Source organism: Marinobacterium rhizophilum DSM 18822 (assembly GCF_000378045.1).
GTDB lineage: Bacteria > Pseudomonadota > Gammaproteobacteria > Pseudomonadales > Balneatricaceae > Marinobacterium_A > Marinobacterium_A rhizophilum.
Window position 1 is genome coordinate 1 of the sequence record NZ_KB899096.1, and the last position, 22,467, is coordinate 22,467.

The 22,467-nt window shown below is 58.5% G+C and carries 20 protein-coding genes and 1 pseudogene; 9 read left to right on the forward strand and 12 right to left on the reverse strand.

Annotated features, from left to right (window positions below; translation table 11 throughout):
* The first annotated feature begins 439 nt into the window (after positions 1–439).
* Together F451_RS25285 and F451_RS0110100 are read left to right on the forward strand one after the other, a co-directional pair.
* Positions 440–772 carry a YegP family protein gene (locus tag F451_RS25285; RefSeq protein ID WP_020681251.1) on the forward strand — a complete coding sequence of 111 codons (333 nt, stop codon included), beginning with the start codon at positions 440–442 and terminating at the stop codon, positions 770–772.
* A gap of 67 nt (positions 773–839) precedes the next feature.
* Positions 840–1,244 (forward strand): annotated as a pseudogene (locus tag F451_RS0110100) (DUF2780 domain-containing protein); the annotation flags it as partial.
* 79 nt (positions 1,245–1,323) lie between these two features.
* On the opposite strand, the gene F451_RS0110105 reads toward F451_RS0110100, so the two are convergent.
* Together F451_RS0110105 and F451_RS25290 are read right to left on the reverse strand one after the other, a co-directional pair.
* Entirely contained in the window at positions 1,324–1,725 is a 402-nt protein-coding gene (locus F451_RS0110105; RefSeq protein ID WP_020681253.1) for a DoxX family protein, read from the reverse strand.
* A gap of 147 nt (positions 1,726–1,872) precedes the next feature.
* Positions 1,873–2,370 (reverse strand): NUDIX hydrolase, encoded by a 498-nt coding sequence (locus F451_RS25290; protein WP_020681254.1) that lies wholly within the window; start codon positions 2,368–2,370, stop codon positions 1,873–1,875.
* 259 nt (positions 2,371–2,629) lie between these two features.
* Between F451_RS25290 and F451_RS25295 the strand changes: the two genes are divergently transcribed.
* Complete coding sequence (locus tag F451_RS25295) at positions 2,630–3,100, forward strand: aminoacyl-tRNA deacylase (protein ID WP_020681255.1); 471 nt, start codon at positions 2,630–2,632, stop codon at positions 3,098–3,100.
* Positions 3,101–3,242: 142 nt separating this feature from the next.
* On the opposite strand, the gene F451_RS0110120 is transcribed toward F451_RS25295, so the two are convergent.
* The 3 genes from F451_RS0110120 to gap form a co-directional block, all read right to left on the reverse strand.
* Complete coding sequence (locus F451_RS0110120) at positions 3,243–4,151, reverse strand: choline sulfate utilization transcriptional regulator (protein ID WP_020681256.1); 909 nt, start codon at positions 4,149–4,151, stop codon at positions 3,243–3,245.
* A gap of 506 nt (positions 4,152–4,657) precedes the next feature.
* On the reverse strand, positions 4,658–6,106 hold the full coding sequence (gene pyk, locus F451_RS0110130; RefSeq protein WP_026291665.1) for a pyruvate kinase: 1,449 nt from the start codon (positions 6,104–6,106) through the stop codon (positions 4,658–4,660).
* Positions 6,107–6,121: 15 nt separating this feature from the next.
* Positions 6,122–7,126, reverse strand: coding sequence for a type I glyceraldehyde-3-phosphate dehydrogenase (gene gap, locus F451_RS0110135; RefSeq protein ID WP_020681259.1), 1,005 nt, complete (start codon positions 7,124–7,126; stop codon positions 6,122–6,124).
* Between the two features lie 216 nt (positions 7,127–7,342).
* Between gap and edd the strand changes: the two genes are divergently transcribed.
* Genes edd through F451_RS0110155 form a run of 4 tightly spaced genes read left to right on the forward strand, consistent with a single transcriptional unit; the run spans position 7,343 to position 11,891 of the window.
* Positions 7,343–9,172 carry a phosphogluconate dehydratase gene (edd, locus tag F451_RS0110140; protein WP_020681260.1) on the forward strand — a complete coding sequence of 610 codons (1,830 nt, stop codon included), beginning with the start codon at positions 7,343–7,345 and terminating at the stop codon, positions 9,170–9,172.
* Complete coding sequence (gene glk, locus F451_RS0110145; protein ID WP_020681261.1) at positions 9,169–10,131, forward strand: glucokinase; 963 nt, start codon at positions 9,169–9,171, stop codon at positions 10,129–10,131. The genes edd and glk overlap by 4 nt, the downstream gene beginning before the upstream one ends.
* Before the next feature lie 8 nt (positions 10,132–10,139).
* A complete protein-coding gene (locus F451_RS0110150) occupies positions 10,140–11,009 on the forward strand; it encodes a D-hexose-6-phosphate mutarotase (protein WP_020681262.1) in 870 nt (289 codons plus the stop codon).
* A gap of 3 nt (positions 11,010–11,012) precedes the next feature.
* Positions 11,013–11,891: an aldo/keto reductase gene (locus F451_RS0110155; protein WP_020681263.1), complete on the forward strand. Its 879-nt coding sequence runs from the start codon at positions 11,013–11,015 to the stop codon at positions 11,889–11,891.
* 84 nt (positions 11,892–11,975) lie between these two features.
* On the opposite strand, the gene F451_RS0110160 is transcribed toward F451_RS0110155, so the two are convergent.
* Positions 11,976–12,662, reverse strand: coding sequence for a DUF3047 domain-containing protein (locus tag F451_RS0110160; RefSeq protein WP_020681264.1), 687 nt, complete (start codon positions 12,660–12,662; stop codon positions 11,976–11,978).
* Positions 12,659–14,197, reverse strand: coding sequence for a hypothetical protein (locus F451_RS0110165; protein ID WP_156826438.1), 1,539 nt, complete (start codon positions 14,195–14,197; stop codon positions 12,659–12,661). Before F451_RS0110165 ends, F451_RS0110160 begins: the two co-directional genes overlap by 4 nt.
* 240 nt (positions 14,198–14,437) lie before the next feature.
* Here F451_RS0110165 and F451_RS0110170 point away from each other — a divergent pair, with 240 nt between their 5' ends.
* Complete coding sequence (locus F451_RS0110170) at positions 14,438–14,839, forward strand: VOC family protein (protein WP_020681266.1); 402 nt, start codon at positions 14,438–14,440, stop codon at positions 14,837–14,839.
* A 119-nt stretch (positions 14,840–14,958) separates the two neighbouring features.
* Here F451_RS0110170 and F451_RS0110175 read toward each other — a convergent pair whose 3' ends face one another.
* Positions 14,959–15,420: a YHS domain-containing (seleno)protein gene (locus F451_RS0110175; RefSeq protein WP_020681267.1), complete on the reverse strand. Its 462-nt coding sequence runs from the start codon at positions 15,418–15,420 to the stop codon at positions 14,959–14,961.
* 98 nt (positions 15,421–15,518) lie between these two features.
* Entirely contained in the window at positions 15,519–16,748 is a 1,230-nt protein-coding gene (locus F451_RS0110180) for an MFS transporter (protein ID WP_020681268.1), read from the reverse strand.
* A gap of 396 nt (positions 16,749–17,144) precedes the next feature.
* On the opposite strand from F451_RS0110180, the gene F451_RS0110185 reads away from it, so the two are divergent.
* The gene (locus tag F451_RS0110185) at positions 17,145–17,408 is read left to right on the forward strand and encodes a hypothetical protein (protein ID WP_020681269.1); all 264 of its coding nucleotides are present in this window, start codon (positions 17,145–17,147) and stop codon (positions 17,406–17,408) included.
* 158 nt (positions 17,409–17,566) lie between these two features.
* Here the strand turns inward: F451_RS0110185 and F451_RS0110190 are convergent, their stop codons facing one another.
* The 3 genes from F451_RS0110190 to F451_RS0110200 form a co-directional block, all read right to left on the reverse strand.
* Entirely contained in the window at positions 17,567–20,971 is a 3,405-nt protein-coding gene (locus F451_RS0110190; protein WP_040879678.1) for an acyl-[ACP]--phospholipid O-acyltransferase, read from the reverse strand.
* Positions 20,972–21,104: 133 nt separating this feature from the next.
* The gene (locus F451_RS0110195; protein ID WP_020681271.1) at positions 21,105–21,866 is read right to left on the reverse strand and encodes an SDR family NAD(P)-dependent oxidoreductase; all 762 of its coding nucleotides are present in this window, start codon (positions 21,864–21,866) and stop codon (positions 21,105–21,107) included.
* 258 nt (positions 21,867–22,124) lie between these two features.
* Positions 22,125–22,370: an HP1242/YdcH family protein gene (locus F451_RS0110200; protein ID WP_020681272.1), complete on the reverse strand. Its 246-nt coding sequence runs from the start codon at positions 22,368–22,370 to the stop codon at positions 22,125–22,127.
* Between the last annotated feature and the right edge of the window lie 97 nt (positions 22,371–22,467).

Sequence of the window (22,467 nt, forward strand, 5' to 3'; positions counted from 1 at the left end):
TTATTAACCTGGTGTGCAAATAGGTTCCCTACCTATTTGCACATCACGCCACGGAAACGGGCGCAGGTGCGCGGACATGCTGGTTTCCGCGGCGTTCGCATTGGCCTGCGGCCAATGATGAAGCATCCCTGCTTCATGTATTAACCCGCCGGGTTAATAAAAACGGCGATTTTACCCGCTGCCAATACGGCTTTTGACCGGGCTTGCGCATGAACGTGTTTTTGAGCGCAGGGGCGGCGATACCGGCAGGGTTTCAATGACCTGCCAACATGTTTTTTCTTCGTTGACTAACACTGTGCCGCGCTGCGGCTATACTTTTGCTGCACCTGCGTAATGCAGTGATGCCCAGGAGATGCATCCGCGTCAGCTAAGCAGGGAAACGGGGGCGGAAATACCGGTATAGAGCAGGCCGTCCCGTCGATAACAGGAGTGTCAAACAGTGAAAATAGTCGTCAAGAAAAGCCAGGCTGCAGAGCCCTATACTTTTTCCTTCCTCGATACGTCCGGCATGTCTCTGGTTCGCAGTGAAAACTATGCGGTCAAAAAGAGCTGTCTGAACGGTGTCGAATCGGTACGCAAAAACAGCCAGATAGACGGTCGTTATGCGCTGGCGGAGTCCAAAAACGGTAAGTTCTTTTTCAACCTGAAGGCCAGTAATGGGCAGGTCGTCGCGACCAGCGCCCTGTTTGAGTCAGCGGACTTGCGCAGTGACGCCATGGCGCTTCTCAAGCGCCACGCGACCACCATGCCGATTGAAGAGGTAGAGGGCTGAGTCGTTACCCGGCGCAGAACGCAGCAGACCGGATTTTGCACGGCAGTCGGACTGCCAACGCAACAGGGAAGGGGATGAAGCCATGAACATGTTGGTGCAGCAGTTGGTCAGTGTGGTGGGTGTGAGTGAAACACAGGCAGAAGGCGGTAGCGGCCTGTTGCTCAAACTTTTGCGGGAAAAGCTTTCGACCAGCGATTTTGCCGAAGTATCGGCGGTGATTCCGAATGCGGAAGGGTTGCTGGAAGCGGTGCCCGGTACGGCTGGAGGTGGCTTGCTGGGTGCCCTGGGAGGGCTGGTGTCGGGATTTGGCGGTGGAAAGTTCGGTGATCTTGCCGGGCTTGCGGCGGGCTTTTCCAAGCTTGGCCTGGATTCAAGCATGCTCGGCCCGTTTGTGACGGTACTCTTGGGTTATATACAGCGCCAGGGGGGGAATGAATTGGCGGAACGGGTCAAGAAAGCCCTCGATCAGTAGTCAGAAGCCCTTTGGGGCTATTCGCAAGCCTGCGGGAGTCACAGATTCCGCCTGTTGTCAGGCGGAGTCGTTTTGGATCTCAGCGGCCACCAAAGAGTCGATCAAGGCTGAGAGGGCCGGGACCTGCAAAAGCAAGATAAAGGAAGGCGAAGCTGTACATGGCTGCCAGTTCGCCGCCATTGAGCATTGGCCAGAAGCCCTGGGGGGCGTGGACCATAAAGTAGGCCACGGCCATCATGCCCGAGAGTACAAAGGCGATAGGGCGGCTGAACAGGCCCACCAGCAGCAGAGCACCCCCAAAGAGTTCCAGTGCGCCCGCCAGGCCGATCAGGGACATGAGCTCGACCGGATTGTTGGGGGGTGCCGGAAAGCCCAACAGTTTCTGGCCACCATGTTGCATAAACAGGAAGGCGGACACCATGCGCATAAGGCTAAGCAGCCAGGGGGCTACACGGGTGTTGAGCGAATCTACGGCGGACATGGGGTTCTCCTTGAGGGGCATCCTGCGCCTTGTCTGGGTGTTAACGTGCGTCGTATCAAGATCTTAGGTCACTATTATTGATACAGCCAATGCAGGGGAGGCTGTGTGGATCTGTATCTTAATGTCCCGATCTAGCCCGGTTGGACGTTAAGGTGGCGTGTGGCAGGACGCATCAGGGTGGGGATTTGAATTCGCGTGCTGTTGGGCCAGGTCAAGCACTGGCAATACCGTGTCAGTCAGCAGGTAGTCACCACGGCGCAGCCGCTCGATGGGGATCCAGCGCGCATCGGCCGCATCGTCTGCCGCGCGCGGCACGCCCGACAGCCACTCACAGTAAATCACCACCAGCAGATAGTGATAATCCAGACGATCGCCGCGGTGCGCCATGACGTCAAGCACAGTCAGAATGCTTCCGGCGCTGGCGCTTACCCCGGTTTCTTCGCCAAGCTCACGCAGTACCGCTTGCCGCACGGTTTCGCCAGCCCTGATCTTGCCACCGGGAAAGCTCCAGTATCCCCTGTTGGGTGCCTGGGCACGCTGCACCAGCAGTACGCAGCCGTTGCGCATCAGTACAGCACTGGCCGCAGGAACAGGCCGGGGCGGCAGTGCGTCGCTGCTGCTGTGCGCAGCGGCATCTGTGATCATTGAACAGCTCCCAGTACAGTGCGGCCAAACGAAAATGGCAGTATAGCAAGCCGGCAGCTTGGGTTCTGGCCGCAGGTTTTGCCGTGTGGCTGCTCATTGTGACGGACAGCCCGTGTCTTTCACCAATAGGGTCTGCCGGCCCTTCTGAGTTGTCTTAAACTACACAGGCAGGCGGGACGTTTTTACCGCTGGACTCCCGTCATCATCACTTTGGCTCATAAAGTGAGGCCTCTGCGGTATTTAAACGGAGATTCAGGTCATGACAATCGCCGCGAATGTGAAACGCTATCTAGACGAGCACGGGATCAGCTTCGATGTCTTCAAGCATTACCAGACGGGATCCAGCCATGAAAGTGCCGAAGCTGCCCATATTGATGAAGGGCACATAGCCAAGGCGGTGATCCTGAAGGACAGTCAGGGTGCGGTGATGGTGGTCGTGCCGGGGAATACCTGGGTCAGTCTGTCTGCGGTGCAGCGGGAACTGGGCCGGGAGCTGGTTCTGGCCGATGAAGATGAAGTCGCCGGATTTTTTCCGGATTGTGATCTCGGTGCCGTTCCGCCAATTGGCCCCCTTTACGGGCTCGAAACGCTGCTGGATGAGGCCCTGGTGAGTCTGGCTTTCCACTATTTTGAGAGTGGCGACCATCAAACCCTGTTACGGGTGAAGGGTGACGATTTTCTCAGTTTGCTCACGGGCGTGCGCCGTGGTCATTTCACGGGTGAAGACTGACATTCGGACTCGGACTGTTTGAGTGGTATGCGACTGAGGTGCGCCGGCCAGGTGCGTGGCATTATCTGAGCCTGCAATGTTGAGCCTGACACCTGGCGTGAAACGCCGAATTGGCTGGCTGATTTGAGTCCGCAAAGGAGGCTCAGTCCTGTACGGATTCGCTTTGCGACATCAGCCAGTCTGCAAAATGCTGCACGATTGGCGAAAGCTTGCGCGCCCGCGGCAGGATAAGGTGATAGCCATAGCGCGAGTTGACCGGCTCATCGAGAAGAGAGACCAGCAAGCCGCTCTCAAGCATGGAATCCACCAGCGGGCGCCAGCCAATAGCGACGCCCTGGCCGGCGATGGCGGCCTGTAGCAACAGGGTGTAGTTGTTAAACACCAGGTCTGGTTCGCGGGGTGTTTCATGAATATCGAGCATGGCAAACAGGCGAGTCCAGTCAAACCAGCGCGCATTGTGATCCGCTTCCAGCTGCAGCAAGGGCAGCTGGGTCAGTTTTGCGTGATTATCGGCACCGCTTTGTTGCAGCATCGGGCTGCATACCGGCACGACACTTTCATCGAACAGCGGTAAAGAGCGCCCTGGTGCTTCGCTGCCGTCACCGAAATTGATGGCGATATCGATATCTGCCTGATCAGGCGTGATCTGCTGTTGCGCGGTGATAACCCGGACCTCGGTATCAGGGTAGAGCGCCCTGAAACTGGCGAGGCGCGGTACCAGCCAATACGCGGCCAGCGCAAAGTCCGTGGCAACATTGATTATTTCCTTTACGCTTTTTTGCTGCACGGTGGCGATACCCCGCTGCAGGCATTGCAGGCTTTCCGACACCGCCTCGAACAACAACCCGCCTTTGGTTGTCAGCCGCACGCCGCGGTGCAGGCGGTGGAACAGCTGTACACCCAGTTCTTCTTCCATTCGGCTGATATGCTGACTGATCGCCGACTGGGTGCTGTTGAGTTCGCGTGCAGCCGCGGTGAAATTATGCAGTCTTGCAGCCGCCTCAAAGGCCTGCAGGCTGGGTGTGGCGGGAAGGAAACTCGGATTTGCCATTAGCCTTGCTAATCTCTGGTATTGGTTCTAACCCAGTTTACAGTAATCCTGTCGGCGCGCAGTATCTTCTCTAGCTACAAAACCTCGGTCGACTTGCTGGCAGTTCCTATCGGTTTTGAAAGCCTGGAGAACGGCAAAAAGGCGGATCTGGCAGCCGTTGAATGGCTCAGGGTAAATCCGGATGTATAGGCAGGCTGGCTCGAAAGCGTCACTGCCCGCGACGGTCAGCCAGGGCTGGCGGCTGTGCAGAACCATCTTGGTCTTTGGAAAGCAGGAGGTAAAAAAGAATACAATCAAATGATTATTGCTTGAAGGTAAAGTTAAATAGCAGGCATAAAAAAGCAGGCAATCGGGGGAATCCGTCCGATGCCTGCCAAGACCGTTATCGATTTACCCTATCTGCAACCAATATGAGCCTGCGAGCCAACAGACGATAACGGGGTTCACTCCGGGGAGTGAAGGTGCAGGTGCCCTGGCCAACCGGGCACCTGTGTAATCCGTGTAACTTAAGCGATATCCTGACCCACCTTGACCACTTTCATGGTGTTGGTACCGCCCTGGGCATTCATGTAATCACCCTTGGTGATTACAACCAGATCTCCCTCAACGACTACATCGCGTTTAATCAGCTCGTTAATGGCGCGCTGATTGATCTCGCTCGGCTCCATCTCTTCGCTGTAGAAGGGAATGGTCTGCACACCGCGGTACAGGGACACCCGGTGCTGCGTATCTTCGCGACGGGACAGGGCAAAGATCGGCAGCGGCGAGCGAATGCGCGACATCAGCAGCGGCGTCTTGCCGGACTCAGTCATGCAGATGATGGCCTTGACGCCACGCAGATGGTTGGCGGCATAAATGGCCGACAGTGCGATGGTCTCGTCAATGGCTTCAAAGTTTTCGTGAATGCGGTGCTTGGAGCGGTGGGTGATGGGATGGCGTTCAGCGCCCATGCAAACCCGCGACATGGCTTCCACCGTTTCCACCGGATAGTCGCCGGCGGCGGTTTCGGCCGACAGCATGACCGCATCGGTGTAATCCATCACGGCATTGGCCACATCGGACACTTCGGCGCGCGTCGGCATCGGGCTGCTGATCATCGACTCCATCATCTGGGTCGCGGTGATCACTACCTTGTTAAGCGTACGGGCGCGGGCAATGATGTGCTTCTGCACGGCAACCAGTTCCGCATCGCCTATCTCGACCGCGAGATCGCCACGGGCAACCATCACGGCTTCGGATGCGCGAATGATGCCATCTAGGATCGCATCATCGGCGACGGTTTCGGCGCGTTCGATCTTGGCGATCAGGCCGGCGGTGGAACCGGCGGCACGCAGCAGTGTGCGAGCTTCATCCATATCCGAGGCGTCACGCGGGAAGGACACGGCAACATAGTCGACGCCAATGGCGGCGGCCGTCTTGATGTCTTCGCGGTCCTTGTCGGTCAGAGCCTTGGCGGACAGGCCGCCGCCCAGACGGTTGATGCCCTTGTTGTTGGACAGCGGGCCACCCACCAGCACCACGGAATCGATCCTGGTATCGGATACGCCGGTAACCTTAAGCTCAACGCGGCCATCATCCAGCAGCAGCACGTCACCGATGCGGGCATCGCGTATCAGGGCTTCAAAGTCGATACCGACCTGAGTCTCGTCGCCAGCATCCTTTTCCAGGGTGGAGTCCAGCGCAAAGGCCTGGCCCTTGGTCAGGAAAACCTTGTGATTCTTGAAGCGCGAGATGCGAATTTTGGGGCCCTGCAGGTCACCCAAAATGGCGACAAAACGACCCTGTTTACGGCTGATCTCGCGCACCAGGTTGGCACGCGCCTGGTGGTCTGCAGCTTCCCCGTGGGAGAAGTTCAGGCGCACCACATCGGTGCCGGCTGCAATCAGCTTTTCGAGCATTTCAGGGCTGCTGGTAGCAGGTCCAAGCGTAGCGACGATCTTGGTTCGGCGTAACATTATTTATGCTGCTCCTTAGGCCGGTGCATTAACCAGGGCGAGGGTGTTATCAAGCATGCGGTTGGAGAAGCCCCACTCGTTGTCGTACCAGGCCATGACTTTTACCAGTCGGCCGGAGACTTTGGTTTGAGTGGCGTCGAACGTTGACGACAGGGCGCAGTGGTTGAAGTCGACTGATACCAGCGGCAGGGTATTGAAGCCCATGACCGGGGATTTCTCAGCCGCGGCCTGTAGCAGGGCGTTGACTTCGTCCACGGTTGTTTCACGTTCGGCGATGAAGGCCAGGTCGACCAGGGAGACGTTGATGGTCGGTACACGTACCGCCATGCCATCGAATTTGCCCGCCAGTTCCGGCAGTACCAGGCCTACCGCAGCAGCGGCGCCGGTTTTGGTCGGAATCATGGACTGGGTCGCGGAACGGGCGCGGTACAGGTCAGTGTGGTAGACGTCTGACAGGTTCTGATCGTTGGTGTAGGCGTGGATGGTGGTCATCAGGCCGCTTTCGATGCCGATCTCGCGCTGCAGTACCTGGGCCACTGGGGCCAGGCAGTTGGTGGTGCAGGACGCATTGGAAATAATCTCGTCACTCTGGCGCAAGGTGCTATCGTTAACACCGTAAACCACGGTGGCATCGACGCCGGTACCGGGAGCAGAAATAATGACTTTGCGTGCGCCGGCGCTCAGGTGAGCAGCTGCTTTTTCGCGGCTGGTGAACAGGCCGGTGCATTCATAGACCACATCAATGTTGAGCTCAGCCCAGGGCAGTTCGGCCGGGTTGCGCAAAGAGCAGATGCTGATGCGATCGTTGTTGACGGTCATGGACTCGCTGTCGTGGCTGACGCTGCCGTTGAAGCGACCGTGAACACTGTCGTACTGGAACAGGTGAGCATTAATGGCGGCATCACCGAGGTCGTTGATGGCGACTACCTGGATGCGGTCACGGTAATTATTTTCGTAAAGAGCTCGCAGGACATTGCGGCCAATGCGACCAAAACCATTAATAGCAACCCGTATTGTCATGTCACAACCCTCTAAATGCATTGTTATGCTGTTTTAATGTTGTAAAATTTACGCTTTCGTGGGAAATAAATCAAACATTAAAATAAAAAATTGGTAAACTTACCAAAATAAACGAGATAAGTACCTTTATATGGCTGCGCGCTGTCGATACGATGTCTCAGTTTGTCTTATATACGTAATATTCTAAGCAAAAGAACACATACTTCAGGAGTTGCCATGCATCCCACCGTCGAGCAAGTCACCGCACGGATCATCGCCCGCAGCAAAAACAGCCGTGATGCCTATGTCAGTCGCATGAAGGCCGCCGAGGAACAAGGCGTGCATCGCGGCAAGCTTTCCTGCGGCAACCAGGCCCATGGCTTTGCCGCCTGTGGGGAGAGTGACAAGCAGGCGCTCAAGCTGACAAACGCCGTCAACATCGGCATCGTGACGGCCTACAACGACATGCTGTCGGCGCATCAGCCCTACGAGGACTACCCCAACAAGATTCGCGCCGCGGTGCGTGAGCTGGGTTCGGTGGCGCAGGTGGCTGGCGGTGTTCCGGCGATGTGTGATGGCGTAACCCAGGGCCAGCCCGGCATGGAACTCAGCCTGTTCAGCCGTGACGTGATAGCGATGTCGACCGCAGTGGCACTGTCCCACAACATGTTCGATGCGGCGCTGTACCTGGGGATCTGTGACAAGATCGTGCCGGGGCTGCTGATGGGCGCGCTGAGCTTTGGTCACCTGCCGACGGTACTGGTGCCGGCTGGCCCGATGATGAGTGGTCTGCCCAACAAGGAAAAAGCCCGTATCCGTCAGCTGTATGCCGAAGGCAAAGTGGGTCGTGATGCGCTGCTTGATTGCGAATCCAGCTCCTACCACAGCGCGGGCACCTGCACCTTTTATGGCACGGCCAACACCAACCAGCTGGTTGTCGAGCTGATGGGCCTGCACCTGCCGGGATCCTCCTTTGTTAACCCCGGTACCGAACTGCGCGATGCGCTGACCCGCGAATCCGCCCGCCAGGCCGTGCGCATTACTGCCCAGAACGGTCGTTTTACACCGCTGTACGAAGTGCTGGATGAGAAAGCCATGGTCAATGGCCTGGTTGCGTTGCTGGCAACGGGCGGATCAACCAACCACACCATGCACATGATTGCCATTGCCCGCGCAGCCGGCATCATTATCAACTGGGACGATTTCTCCGATCTGTCCGATGTGGTGCCGTTGCTGGCGCGTATCTACCCCAATGGTGAAGCGGATATCAACCATTTCCAGGCCGCCGGTGGTACCTCCTTCCTGGTACGCGAACTGTTGGGCGCAGGCCTGATGCATGAGGACGTCGTGACCGTCATGGGCGAGGGCCTGGCGCACTATACCCAGGAGCCTTTCCTGCAAGACGGCAAACTGGTGTGGCGTCAGGGGGCGACTGAATCGTTGGATCCCGCGGTTCTGCGTGGTGCGGCGGAGCCGTTCAGCGCCGATGGCGGCCTCAAGCTGCTCAAGGGCAACCTGGGCCGCGGTGTGATAAAAATTTCTGCGGTTTCGGCCGAGCACCAGGTTGTGGAAGCACCGGCGCTGGTGTTTGATGATCAGGACCAGGTGGCCGAAGCCTTCAAGCGTGGCGAGCTGGAGAAGGACTTTGTCGCCGTGGTGCGCTACCAGGGCCCCAAAGCGATCGGTATGCCGGAACTGCACAAGCTGACACCGTACCTGGGCACCCTGCAGGACCGTGGCTTCAAGGTGGCGCTGGTGACCGATGGCCGCATGTCCGGTGCGTCCGGCAAGGTCCCGGCGGCGATCCACGTTTGGCCGGAAGCGGCTAATGGCGGCCCGTTGGCACGGGTGCGCAGTGGTGATATGGTGCGCCTGGATGCCCGCAGTGGCAGCCTGGAACTCATTATGGATGCCGATGAATTCGCTGCCCGTGATGCCGCCGTCGCCAGTGAAATGGCCGGTCATCAGCTGGGTATGGGGCGTGAGCTCTTCGCTCCGCTGCGCCAGCAGGTCAGCGGTGCGGAAGAGGGCGCCAGCATCTTCTTTCAAGGGGAGACGCCTGCATGAGTGAATATGCACTGGTTGGCGATATCGGCGGCACCAATGCGCGTTTTGCGCTGGTGAAGCCAGGCCGCGTCGAGCTGGAGCATATACGCACGCTGCCTTGTGCCGATTTCGAGAACCTGGATGGCGCCTTTAATGCCTATCTGGCCGAGACCGGTGTGGGCAGCGTGACGCGCGCCTGTCTGGCGTTTGCCTGCCCGGTGCAGGGCGAGCAGATTCGCATGACCAATAATCACTGGGCGTTCAATCGCACCGCCATGCAGCAGACGCTGGGGCTTGATCAGTTCCGGCTGCTGAATGATTTCACCGCGATGGCGCTGGGCATGTTGCATGTTCAGCCCCATGAGCTGATAGCCATCGGCGATGGTGAAAGCCTCGCGGGTAGTGCGCGGCTGGTGATTGGGCCCGGCACGGGGCTGGGTGTTTCGGCGCTGATTCCGGCCGGCAGCGAGTGGGTCCCGTTGGCCACAGAGGGGGGGCATGTCAGTTTCGCCCCCACGGATGAACTTGAGGTAGCTGTCTGGCGTAGCCTCAAGGATCAGTTCGGACGCGTTTCGGTGGAGCGTATTCTCTGTGGGCAGGGGCTGGTCAATCTGTACCGGGCCATCGCCCAGTACCGCTCGCTCCCCATGCCCCTGTCACAGCCGGCCGAGGTCTTGGCCGCAGGCCTGGGCGGGGATACGCTGGCGCAGGAGGTGCTGGCGCGTTTTTGCCGGATTCTGGGTGAACAGGCCGGCGATGCCGTGCTCACGGTGGGCGGTCGGGGGGGCGTTTATCTTTGCGGCGGCATATTGCCTCGCATGGCTGATTTCCTGCGCTGCAGTGCCTTTCGAGAAGGTTTCGAAGCCAAGGGGCGCTTTGTCGACTACATGGGGAAAGTGCCGGTCTGGCTCTGCACCGCGGAGTACCCGGGATTGCTGGGCGCTGCGGCGGGGCTTGAGAACCCAATGGTTAACGGATAAGGAATAGCATGAACAAGGAACTCTGCACCCTGTTGGAGGAGATGCCGGTTGGTGTGCAGGAGGTCAGTATGCAGGGCTTCCCGCTACTGCTGGTAAAGCAGCGCTGGGGGGAGCTGGCCATTGCCCGCCAGGGCGCCCAGGTGCTGCACTATCGCCCGGCAGGTGCCGCGCCGGTATTATGGCTCAGTGACTGCCTCAAGCCTGCGCCGGCACCGCTGCGCGGTGGTATCCCGGTGTGCTGGCCCTGGTTCGCCGCTCATCCGAGCGACGCTTCACAGCCGTTCCATGGTGTGGCGAGAACTGCGCTCTGGGACATCAGCATTGCGCGGAACACAGACACATCCCTCAGCCTTGATGTTCGGCCCTGTGACACCTTGCTTGAGGGGGTCGAGGTCTCGGTAGAGGTTAACGCCGATGCCTCGGCGCTGCAGGTGTTGCTGCACACGCATAATGGTACGGGCACCCCGCTCGAACTGACCGAGGCGCTGCACAGCTATCTCGCGGTGTCCGATGTGTCCGAGGTTACGCTCGAGGGCTTGCAGGGCTGCAGTTATCGGGACAAGCTGCGCCAGAACGCTGAATATCACCAGCACGGGATTCTGGCCATGACAGAATCAACTGACCGCATATACTTTCATGATTCCGTCACGCTGCTGAATGATACTGGTTTGAATCGATGTCTTGGCATCGCCAAGTCCGGCAGCGGCTCGACGGTGGTTTGGAACCCGGGGGCTGCGGCGAAGGACATAGTGGATATCGGGCTGGCGCAACAGCCTGGTTTCGTCTGTGTCGAGGCGGCGAATACCTTCCTGAACAATGTTCAGCTGCAGCCCGGACAGCACCACAGCATGGGCACGACCTTATCGATCATGGAGTAGGACATGGCAGAGCAGAACAGCGCTGTTGCAGCGCCCCTGGTGCTGGGCATGATGCGCCTGGCCGAACAGAAGCATTTGCACGCGCCGGCGCAGCTGGCGGACTGGATCGAGCGGCGTATTCAGCAGGGGCTGAACTGGTTTGATCATGCCGACATCTACGGCGACGGCCGGTGTGAATCCCTTTTTGGTGCGGCTCTGGCACAACGCCCCGAGTTGAAGTCGCAGCTGCACCTGATAAGCAAGGCCGATATCGTCAAGGTCGCCCGCGACAGTTCGCCCTGGAATGTGACCTATTACGACAGCTCCCCCGATTATCTGGAGGTCTCGGTTAATGGAAGCCTTGAGCGTTTGGGGGTCGAGCGGCTCGACATGTTCCTGCTGCATCGCCCGGATCCGCTGCTGGACGCAGAACCTGTCGCCCGTATGCTGGAGCGACTGATACAAAGCGGCAAGGTCGCGCAGATTGGCGTATCCAATTTTACTCCCGAGCAATGGCGCCTGTTGCAACAGGCGCTGGGCAGTCGTTTGAGCTGCAACCAGATCGAGCTCTCGTTGCGCGTGACTACACCGCTGTTTGATGGTACCAGCGAGGCCATGCAACGCGACGGCCTGCAAATGCTCGCCTGGTCACCGCTGGCGGGTGGGCGGCTGGAAGAAGAGGGCCTTGGCGTTATGCTGCAGGAAATGCAAGATCAGACCGGTTGTGGGCCTGTCGGGCTGGCAATGGCCTGGCTGCGCCGTATTCCGGGAACGCCAGTGCCGGTACTGGGCAGTTTCAATGAAGCGCGCATCGCTGATGCGCTGGCCGGTTGTCAGTTCGACATGCGCCGCAGTGACTGGTTCGCGTTGCTTGAAATGGCCCGCGGACAACGGGTGCCCTGATCTCTGCGACCTGATGTTTGTGACCCGCTTGCACTTGAGTCTTCCACGCAAGAACGTGCGCTGAGCCCTGTTTGCCTGGCGCAGTTACGGCTGCGAAGAAAACCAGATATCCCCGTACCAGGCCTGGACCGAGCGACCAGTGTTATCGGTATCGGTCATCAGTGCGACAGCGCTGACCCGGCCGGGTTCTTCAGCGAACAGTCGCCTGTAATCAGCGCGCACGTCACGTACTTCCTTTTGCCACTGGCCCAGATGCTCGGCACCGGATTGAACCGCAATCATGCGGGCATTGGCGGTGTAGGCGTTGGGCCATTCGGTCCCCACCGCCTGGTTGCCTGACCACACGTAGTTAATGGCACGGGTGTTCCAGAACAGCAGACCGCCGGAAAATACCACGTAGATTCGAGCAGCATAATCATCGCCATCCTTGCTGCGCTCATCTGCGTTCCCCAGCAGACTGTCGACTTTCCAGGACCAGTGCAACCAGGGTGTGCGGGCAAGGTCTGGGCTTATCCTGCGAAACAGCCCGGATGCACTGGCCTGGCTGTTGGCCCTGAGCACGCTGCCATGAGCGGGATCTGCTTCCAGCCGGTAGCGAGTATGGCCCACAAAGGATTCGGTTTCCCAGGCGTCGAGCGATCCGCGGGAAAAAAGCCCCACGTCCAGACGCTCAGCGCAGGCCACGCCCGCGACCAGAGCAAGCAGAATGCCAGCGACCCGTATCAGTGGTCGCGGAGGGATGGAACAACGGTGCAGGGGTAACGCGGTCATGGGCCGGGGACTCGCTCAAACAGTGCGGTTATCAGGTCGGGGTCATCGAAATGCCGGCGCCCGACAAAGGCCACCGCATGACGGCCCCATTGGCGCATGGCGCCGGGGGAACGGATCCCCATCGGCCAGAGAATAAAGCGCTCTGTCCGTTCGCTGCCGGCCACCAGGCCATGGCGGCCGAAAAAGCTATGGTGGCCCTGCTCGGCGGGCAGTGCAAGCAGGCTGTCATAGTCCTGTACGACGAGCGGAAGGCCGTGACCGGTGTCCTGCAATGAATAGACCCGCTGGATGAAATGCCGGCGGTGTTCAAGGCGCACCACCAGAGGCCATGGCGGCGCATATTGGGGAACCAGTGGCGGCTCTGCGTCAGACTGCAGCAGGTCGGCGCGCAGTTGTAACGATGCAGTGGGAAAAAAGGTATGGTAGCAGCCACAGTTGTGAATGCTGTCGTAGAGCAGGGGCTGCAGGTCAGGGCCCAGGGTGACGCGCCAGGTCAAACCATCGAAACGCCCGGCATAGATATCGTTGCCGGGGCGCGCCTTGAACCAGATGACATAATTCAGTTGCAACAAGACCTTGCCGCCAAAACGGCTGTACGACAACTGCTGATACTGGGTTGCCGTGGTGGTATCAAAAGCAGGACCCTGCTTCCAGACCGGTGTGCCGATAACATCGTTATCGTCCCGTACATCCACTTCCCAGACCGGTGCATGCCGGGCAAACAGCTGTGCCACGCCGGCAGTCGTGAGCCTGGGAATGCCCAGGGCATCCACAGGTACTTCAATTACAGAGTTAAGCGACGGTGTGTCCTGCACCGTGCGCCATCGCGTGAGTTGTCCGACAACGGTCAGCTGGCTCAGGGGCTGATTGAAAGTGTTTATGGCTTCCTCGTGCCAGGCCCTGATACGGGAGAGCACGACGGGAGCCGTTAGCGGATAAAGTCCGGCAACACGCCAGGCGCTCTGGTAATCATCGGGAACCGAGGCGTTATGACGCAACTGCCGCAGCTGCCGGGGTTGCTTCAGCAGCGCGGTTACCAACCGGGTACGACACTCATCCAGCCGGGTCGCTAAGCCAGGCTCAAGCGCAGACCCTGTCTTGGCGAGATGGGTCGCCAGGTTGGCGAGTTCAGGCTGGCGGGCCCTTGCATCAAGCGCAGCCAGGTGTCTTGTCCAGGTTGTGATCTGACCGGTGGTGTCCACCTCCGGGGCAAAGGACGCCAGAAAGCGGTTCACTCGCAGATAAGGGAAGCCGGCGATGCGGGCCAGCCCCTGATGACGCACACCGGCCTGATCGATGTCGTTGTCTGCAGCTTCGAACAGCGTCAGGCACTGTGCCAGGGGCCCAGCTTGCGGGCCGGGTCCGGTTGGAGCACCAACCGGGGCCAGCGAGCAGCCACTGAGCATCGCAACGGCCAGCAGCGCCAGCAACAATCCCGGCAGTGCCCGGCGTTGTTTCGGCCCGGGATCACACATGCACGCATTGCAGCGTCCTGCTGTTTTAATCGACTTCGCAGCATGGATATTGGGTTTCACGACCTATCGCCTGGTTAGTCAGCTGAGTTAATTTTAGCGCTATTGCGCAGGAAGCGTCCGGGCCCGCAGGGCGCTTCCAGGCAGGTGAGCGGGCAGCGTTCTGGCGGCGGATTAAATGGACTGGTGGTAAGCGGCATCAGCAGCTATTGTATGTGGGCGAAAATCGGCGCATATGAGACACAGATAGCTGATCTGTACCTGAGTTCGAAAACAATAATATCGCAGCCAGGCAGGACCAACATGAACCGACAGAGTTATATCAATCTGCCCGTGAAACAGCTGGATCGGGCAATCGACTTCTTCTCCCATCTGGGGTTTACCTTCAATCCCCAGTTCAGCGATGCCTCTGCGACCTGCATGGTGGTCTCGTCACAAATGAGCGTCATGTTGCTCACTGAAGAGCGTTTTCAGGCCTTTTCCCCTAAAAATATCTGCGACAGTTCTACCTTTTCCGAGGTGCTGATCTGTCTCACCTGCGAGAGTCGCGAAGAAGTGGATGCGCTGGTAACCCGCGCGCTCAGTGGTGGGGGCAGTACCTACAACGAGCCACAGGATCATGGCTTCATGTATGGCCATGGATTCCAGGACCTGGATGGACACATCTGGGAACTGATCTATATGGCCCAGGAACAGGTCGGGTAGCGGGCGCCCCCGGTCTTCTGTGACCGGGGGCTTGTCAATGGAACAGACAGTGGCGCCCTGCAGGGGGGTACTGAATTATGGGCGTCCTGGGCAGGTTCATCGGCCAGGAATTTCGGCGGTTAACGTATTTTGAGGCTCTCCCAGGCTCGATCCGCCTGAGCCCTGTAATGTTGCCAGTCTCCATTCAACCAGCGCTGACGGCCGCGCTCGGCGTAAAACAAGTGCAACTGGTCACCAAAGAACTCCCAGACAGAGCCATCGGTGGGAATAAGGCCTTCGTCCAGGCTCAGGGCATTTGAGCAGAAACCGTTATATTCAGGCCGATAGCGTTCCGGGTCTGCCGCAAAACGGTTGGCGGACGCCAGTGAAGCGAAACGCCAGGTCGCGCCGTTCCAGTGCACCTCAAAGTGATTGTCACCCTGAATCTGCTGATGGCTCTGCCGGTTACTGGTGGAGTGGTAGGCCACCGTATCGTGACCGCCAATGGCCACCGAGTCCGAGGTGCGGACACTGACCGCCTCGTTCGCTCCGGCGCTGGCAGTGGCAAGCAGTAGTGCAATTGTCACGATAAAATGGCGCATGGTTAATGGCTCCAGCTGTGCTTCGTCACCCGATGCAAAGGTTTATGCCGGCGCTTCGCTGGCAGGCACGCTTGGAGTGCCACCTGTAGCAGTACCGCTTAATTCTCTTCATGCCGTCCCCGCATATCCAGGTAGTCCCGCTTAACGAGACTGGGGAACCAGTATGCCCATATCGCCACTATACCGAGCGTACCGACACCGCCGATGATAATCGCCGGCACGGCGCCGACGAAAGCGGCAAGCACGCCGGATTCGAACTCACCCAACTGATTCGACGTGCTGATAAAGATGGAATTGACCGCGCTGACGCGGCCGCGCATCTCATCCGGCGTTTCAAGCTGAACCAGCGTAGAGCGGATGATCACACTGACCATATCCGCCGCCCCCATGACCAGCAATGCCATGATCGACAGCCACAGTGTTTCGGACAGGCCGAAAACAATGGTCATGGCGCCAAATACCGCGACAGCCACAAACATTTTCAGGCCGACGGTGCGTTTCACCGGGCGCCAGGCCAGATAGATGGACATGACCACTGCACCGACAGCCGGGGCGCTTCGCAGTAACCCCAGGCCCCAGGGGCCGGTTTCCAGGATGTCGCGCGCCACAATCGGAAGCAGCGCCGTGACGCTGCCCAGCAGCACCGCAAACATATCCAGCGAAATCGAACCGAACACCACCGGATTTTTCCAGGTGAAGCGCAGGCCGCCGAACAGAGAATCCAGGGTTGCCGCGCGTTTTTCGCGCCGCTCGTAGCGATACCGCAGGTTGGCCAGAATGATTGCCGAGATCAGGCAGAAGACGGTACTTGTGCCATAGAGGGCACCTGCACCAAAAATATAGATGATGCCACCCAGTGCCGGTCCGATAATGGTTGTCGCCTCGCGGCCCGATGCGGTCCAGGTAAGGGCTGGCGCGAGCAGGTCGGCGCTGACAATATTCGGCACCATCGCCTGGGTTGCAGGCGCCTCGAACGCTCTGGCCGTTCCCAGCGCGACACAACAGCCATAGATGATCGCCGGCGTGATAATGCCCATCACGCTGGTCACGGCCAGCACGGCAATGGTCATGGTCATCGCTAAGCGGCACAGGATCATGATCCTGTGCCGGTCGTGGTTGTCGGCGATGTGTCCGGCGTGGAGTGTCAGAACCAGTTGCGGCAGATAGCGTGCAAGTCCAACCAGACCCAGGCTCAAGGCGCTGTCGGTCAGGTTGTAGATTTGCCAGCCAAGCCCTACCAGCAGCATCTGAAAGGCAAAGGATGAGGCCATCTGCCCGATCCAGAAACGCATGAAACTGCGGTGTTTGAACAGTGAATCCGGTGCCATCTGCGTGTGCATCCCTGTAGTCATCACCCGGCCGATAGAATGGATACAGCTACGCCGTGTGCAGCCATCATTGAGGCGTCGATAATCCTGTGATTGCTGCACAGCAGCTTGAGCTGAACGCGTTCAGACGGACCGGGTACCGGCCATGTACCGGGGCGTTGGAGCGCCATTTGGTGAATGTGATCAGGCGCATATTATGCTGCAATAGCACAGGAATAAGTACAGCTGCGCGCTGAGATGGCTTCATATCCCCGCAACATCAACAGCGTCATGAAGACAAGTATTTGATCGAGCGCAACATAAGTATGGCTCGAATGAGTACACTGAAGATGAACCCGAAGGGTTCATGATGAAGCAGATGTCGTATCAAACAAACAAAAGAAGGCGATCTATATCATGTTGACCTATCAAGAATGCCTCGACCTGTGTGGCTTGTCTGAGGAAGAAATTGAAGCCATCGCAGAACATGAGCATCTGGAACCGATCATTGCGATGGCATTGGGGCAGTACCTGGTCACACACCAGGACGAACAACGCATCAAGCGAATCATCCTGGATGACATCAAGCGTGCAAAGATCAAGGGCGATCAGCAGCATGTTGATGCTTTAAACAAGGTTCTGCAGCATTTCCTCGCGACTCACCCGGAACGTGAAGGTTAAGAGAGTGGGCTGTCTGTGCGGGTTCTGGCTGGAGAGCACATGAGGGCAGAATGCCAGTGGCAGGTAACCGCACAGGCCCACCGTTCACGGGTGCAGAATAGAATCCGGGGCCGCGCCTTGTTGCGCTGCCTGCCCGCAAGTGCAGACCTCGTTCAGCGTTAATCTTCCAGGGCCATTTCGCCAAGGGTGACGTAATCGGTCTTGCCGGTCCCCAGTACCGGCAGTTTGCTGACAACACGAATTGCCTTTGGCACCATCAGCTCGGTACCGCCCTGGGCGCGGATATGCTCTCTGAGGGACCTGCGATCAGCATCTGCCTGGTCGGTAAACAGTACCAGCTGCTCACCTTTTTTCGGATCGGGAATCGCGACAACGGCGCTGGCATGATCCGGCCACAGGTGGCTTATCATGCTTTCTACCTGTGTCAGTGAGACCATTTCGGCGGCGATTTTGGCAAATCGTTTCGCCCTGCCCAAGATTACAACATAGCCGTTGGCATCAATGTCGACGATATCGCCAGTGTCATACCAGCCGTCGGCGGGGGGCTGCAACTCTCCAGGCTTATCGTGCTTGTAATACCCCAGCATGACATTGGGCCCCTTGACCCACAGGCGGCCACCGCGATCCACGCCCGGCACCGGCTCGAGTCTGGCTTGCAGGCCCGGCAGCAGGCGGCCCACTGTCCCGACCTTGTTGTGCATGGGGGTGTTGACGGCAATGACCGGGGCGGTTTCCGTTGCGCCATACCCTTCGAGAATGCCCTTCATGAAGCGTTCCATGTACAGGGCACGGGTCTCGGCTTTGACTTTCTCGGCGCCGGCGATGATGTAACGCACGCTGTAGAAGTCGTACGGGTTGGCTTTTTTAGCATAATTCGACAGAAAGGTGTCTGTGCCGAACACCACGGTAGCATTGGTTTCATAAATCAGTTCCGGCACGATCTTGTAATGCAGCGGGCTGGGGTACAGAAAGGTCTTGAGGCCAGACAGCAACGGTAACAGCGTGCCTCCGGTCAGGCCAAAACTGTGGAACATGGGCATTGCATTGAAAATGATGTCCTGTGTGTTGAAGCTCACCCTGGCCCCGATCTGGGCCAGGTTGGCCAGCAGGTTGCGATGACTCAGCACCACGCCTTTCGGGGTGCCCTCGGAACCGGAGGTAAACAGCACCACGGCCGGCGCATTCGGGTCTGATTCACATTGTGCCCGCGGACGCAGACGACAAAGCAAACCGCTGACCTTGTCCCAGAGCGTCAGGCCGGCCTTCACATCTTCCAGGTAACGGATTTCCACCTGCGCGGACAGCGCATCGATGACGGCGCCCAGGTTGCCCAGCGCCACGAAACGACGCGAGGTCAGCACGGTGCGCACCTGAGCGGTTTCGCATGCCTTCACCAGGCTGCCCGGCCCCATGGTGAAATTCAGCATGGCGGGTACACGCCCAAAGGCCTGGAGCGCGAAGAACGTGACCACCGACGCGACTGAGTTCGGCAGCAGCACGCCCACCGGTTCACCCGCTTGGGTGCTCTGGCTGAGGTATCGGCCCAGCACGAAGCTGCCTTTGAGTGCATCCCGGTAGGGCATGGGTTTGGCCATTATCTGCGGATCTTCCAGCACAGGGTGTTTTGGGCCATACACCGCCTGGGCGTCGAGCAGCGCATTGAACAGGGTGTTGTCCAGGTTGTTGCTGGTAGCGAACATCATGTTGGACATCAGATCGTAGAGCTTTTGGCTGGCCACCTTGCGACGCTCACGGCCACGAATATGCGCGGGCACCTCCAGGGTGACGGGTTTCAGCACCGTAATGGTTATCTTGGGAAACCACTTCAGCGGCATTTTGCCCTTTAGCCGCGAGAGCTTTGAGAACTGGACACCGTCCAGGCGCACCGGAACGACCTTGACCCGCAACTTGTCGGCAATTAAGGCGGGGCCATCGTAGATTTTCATCAGGGATCCCGTCACTGTCAGGCGGCCCTCCGGGAAAATCATCAGGTGATTGCCGTTCTCCACCGCCTTGATCATGGTCTTGATGGCATAAGGGCTGGTGGGGTCAACCGGAATCATGTTGGCAAATTTTTGTGACAGCGCGCCCCACCATTTACTGAAGATAAAAGTGTTGATCGGAAACAGGGCGTCCTGCGGGCCAAAAGCGGTCATCAGCGGACCATCGAGCCAACTGACATGATTCGCCACGATCACGGCGCGATCGCCCGCTTTGCTGAAGTTTTCGGCGCCGTGCACTTCGACCTTGAACAGGGTTTTGAAGATAATGATGGCCAGGCTGCGAAACAACTGCCGCGGCAGTAGACCGCAGATATAGATCGCCACGATAACCGAGGCGCCGGCCACCAGCAGGAAGGCATCCTGGATCGCACCGCCCAGGGCGAATACGGCCATCAGTACCAGGGATGATGCCACCATGAACAGTGCATTGAGGATATTGTTCGCCGCGATCATGCGGGCGCGCTCATGCTCGGCACTGCGCGCCTGAATCAGGGCATACAGCGGCACGATATAGAGTCCTCCGGCAATGGCCAGCAGGATCAGGTCGATCAAGATACGGGCCCCCTGAACGCTGCCGGCAAAGGCGCCGATGGACATGACCGGGGCACCCTGCGGCGCACCGTTGAAAGCGTTGGAGGCAAAATAGAGGTCGATACAGAACAGCGCCATGAAGATGGCAGACAGCGGTACCAGGTTGGCGCTGATCTTTCCCTTCAGCAGTCGGGCACAGAGCCAGGAACCCAGCCCGATGCCGACCGAAAACAGCGTCATGAACAGGGTGACCAGTTTCTCGTCGCCGCCGACCAGTTCTTTTGAGTAGGCGGGAAACTGCGACAGAAAGGTCGCGCCGACGAACCAGAACCAGGATATGCCGATCACGCCCAGAAACACCGTTCGGTTCGCCCGCAAAGCCCGCATGATCTGCAGGGTTTCAGTGGCGATATTGAGGTTCACGGCAAGGTCTGGAGCCCTGACATGGGTGTTGGGGATCGCAAGGCTTGCCAGCAAGCCCGCCAGGGCGACAGCCAGCAGCCCGACGCTGACCCACTGCGGGCCGTTTTGCGTCATCACCAGCAGGCCGCCGGCAATGGTGCCCAGCAGGATAGAGAGGAAGGTGCCGCCTTCAATCCATGCATTGCCAGCCACCAGCTCCGATTCGAGCAGCTGTTCCGGCAGGATGGCGTATTTTAACGGCCCGAAAAAGGCGGACTGGGTTCCCATCAGGAACAAGGTCCCCAGCATAAGGTTGATCGACTCCAGGTTCAGCGCGGCGGCCCCAATGGCCATGATGATGACTTCCAGGCCTTTGAGCCCCTTGATCAGGGTGGCCTTCTCATAGCGGTCGGCGAGTTGTCCGGCCAGCGCGGAGAACAGGAAAAATGGCAGGATAAACAGGCCAGCACCCAGTGGCATCAGCATCTTGGCATCGAGCGATGTCTGATCCGCTAACGCAAACAGGATGAAAATCAGTAACGCATTCTTGAAAAAGTTATCGTTGAATGCGCCCAGGAACTGGGTCACAAACAGGGGTAAGAATCGCTGGGTCCTGAGTAGAGTCACTGTTTGCTCCTTGCAGGCTATATCCCCGGGCCTTCACCTCTCTGGATCTCAGTCATGTCCGCGCATGCAGCACGCGCAGGGCAGTGCGGGCCCGGCCTGCGCGGTTATCCGTCGAGTGGTACGCTGCGGCACGTCAGATTGAGCCTGCTTCCACCATGTAGTTATTGGCGGTACACATGGCGGCATCATCGGATGCCAGGAAAACCACCATGCGTGCCACATACACGGGCTCGATCAGATCGGGCAGGCATTGCCGCTCGCGGTGGCGTTCCAGCGCCTCGGGGGAGGTCCAAAGCGTCTTCTGCCGTTCGGTCATAATCCAGCCCGGTACCACCGTATTTACACGAATACGGTGCGGGCCCAGATCCCGGGCCATGGTACGGGTCAAGCCATGCACCGCGGCCTTGGCGGTAGCATAGGCAGGGAAGCCACCGCCGGCCTCCCACCATGAATTCGATCCCATATTGATGATCGATCCACCGCCTGAATCGATCATTCCCTGAGCCAGTGCCTGTATGGCAAAAAACTGATGCCGCAGGTTGGTGGCCATGCGTTCATCGAAATATTCCGGTGTTACATCCTGCCAGTTGTGACGGTCGTCACGCGCGGCGCTATTGACCAGCACCGTTGCGGTGCCCAATTTTGCCTGCAGTGCCTTAAAGGCCGCTTTGAGTGCAGCGATGTCGCGCAGGTCGCAGATTTCAAATGCCACCTTGTCACTGCCAAGTTCACTCACAAGTGCCGTGCTGGCGTTGCTATCAAGATCGACAAAGCCCACGTGGGCATTTTGAGCTGCAAAGGCGCGTACAATCTCTGCACCTATACCGGAGGCGCCGCCCGTGACGAATACGGTTTTGCCCGCAAGACTTGGGTAGGTTGCAAATGCTGCCATCATGTTTAAATGTCTCCGCACGACCGTGGTTGCCGCAATCGGCATGAAAGTTGATTGCAGGCGCTTGAGTTGGAGTACAGGATAGCAGCGGCAGACGACGTGCCGAGTATACAGAGAGGGAATAGCAGGAAAATATTGCAGTGGCCGGCGACTTTTCGGGTCGAAAGCACTCGGCGCTCTGGCCCGTAACCAGGTGAGTGTGATCACGGGCGCCGTTTCAGCAGCGGTGCTGGGCGAAGTGACGGGGCCCAGCGACGACTATCAGCCGCGGTGGGCCCTGAGCATTGCGTAGAGCTCGTCTTTGAGGTGCAGGCGCTTAAGCTTGTATTCCTCTTCTACCTGCGTCATCACAGGTTCTATCTCAGCTTCCATGCGCGCCACCTGTCGTGTGGTTTCATGATACTCGTCGAACAAACGCTGGAAGTGGGCATCCTTCATTTTCAGCTCGTGGATGGCTTCGCGGAATTCCGGCAGTTCGTGGACCAGGTCGTGATGTTCGATTGTCATGCTAATGCTCCTGTTGCAGTGACGTCCGAAGGAGGCCCACTATCGTTCAGCAACAGGTGGCGCGCATTGATCCCCGTCAAGCAACGGGCCGAATTCT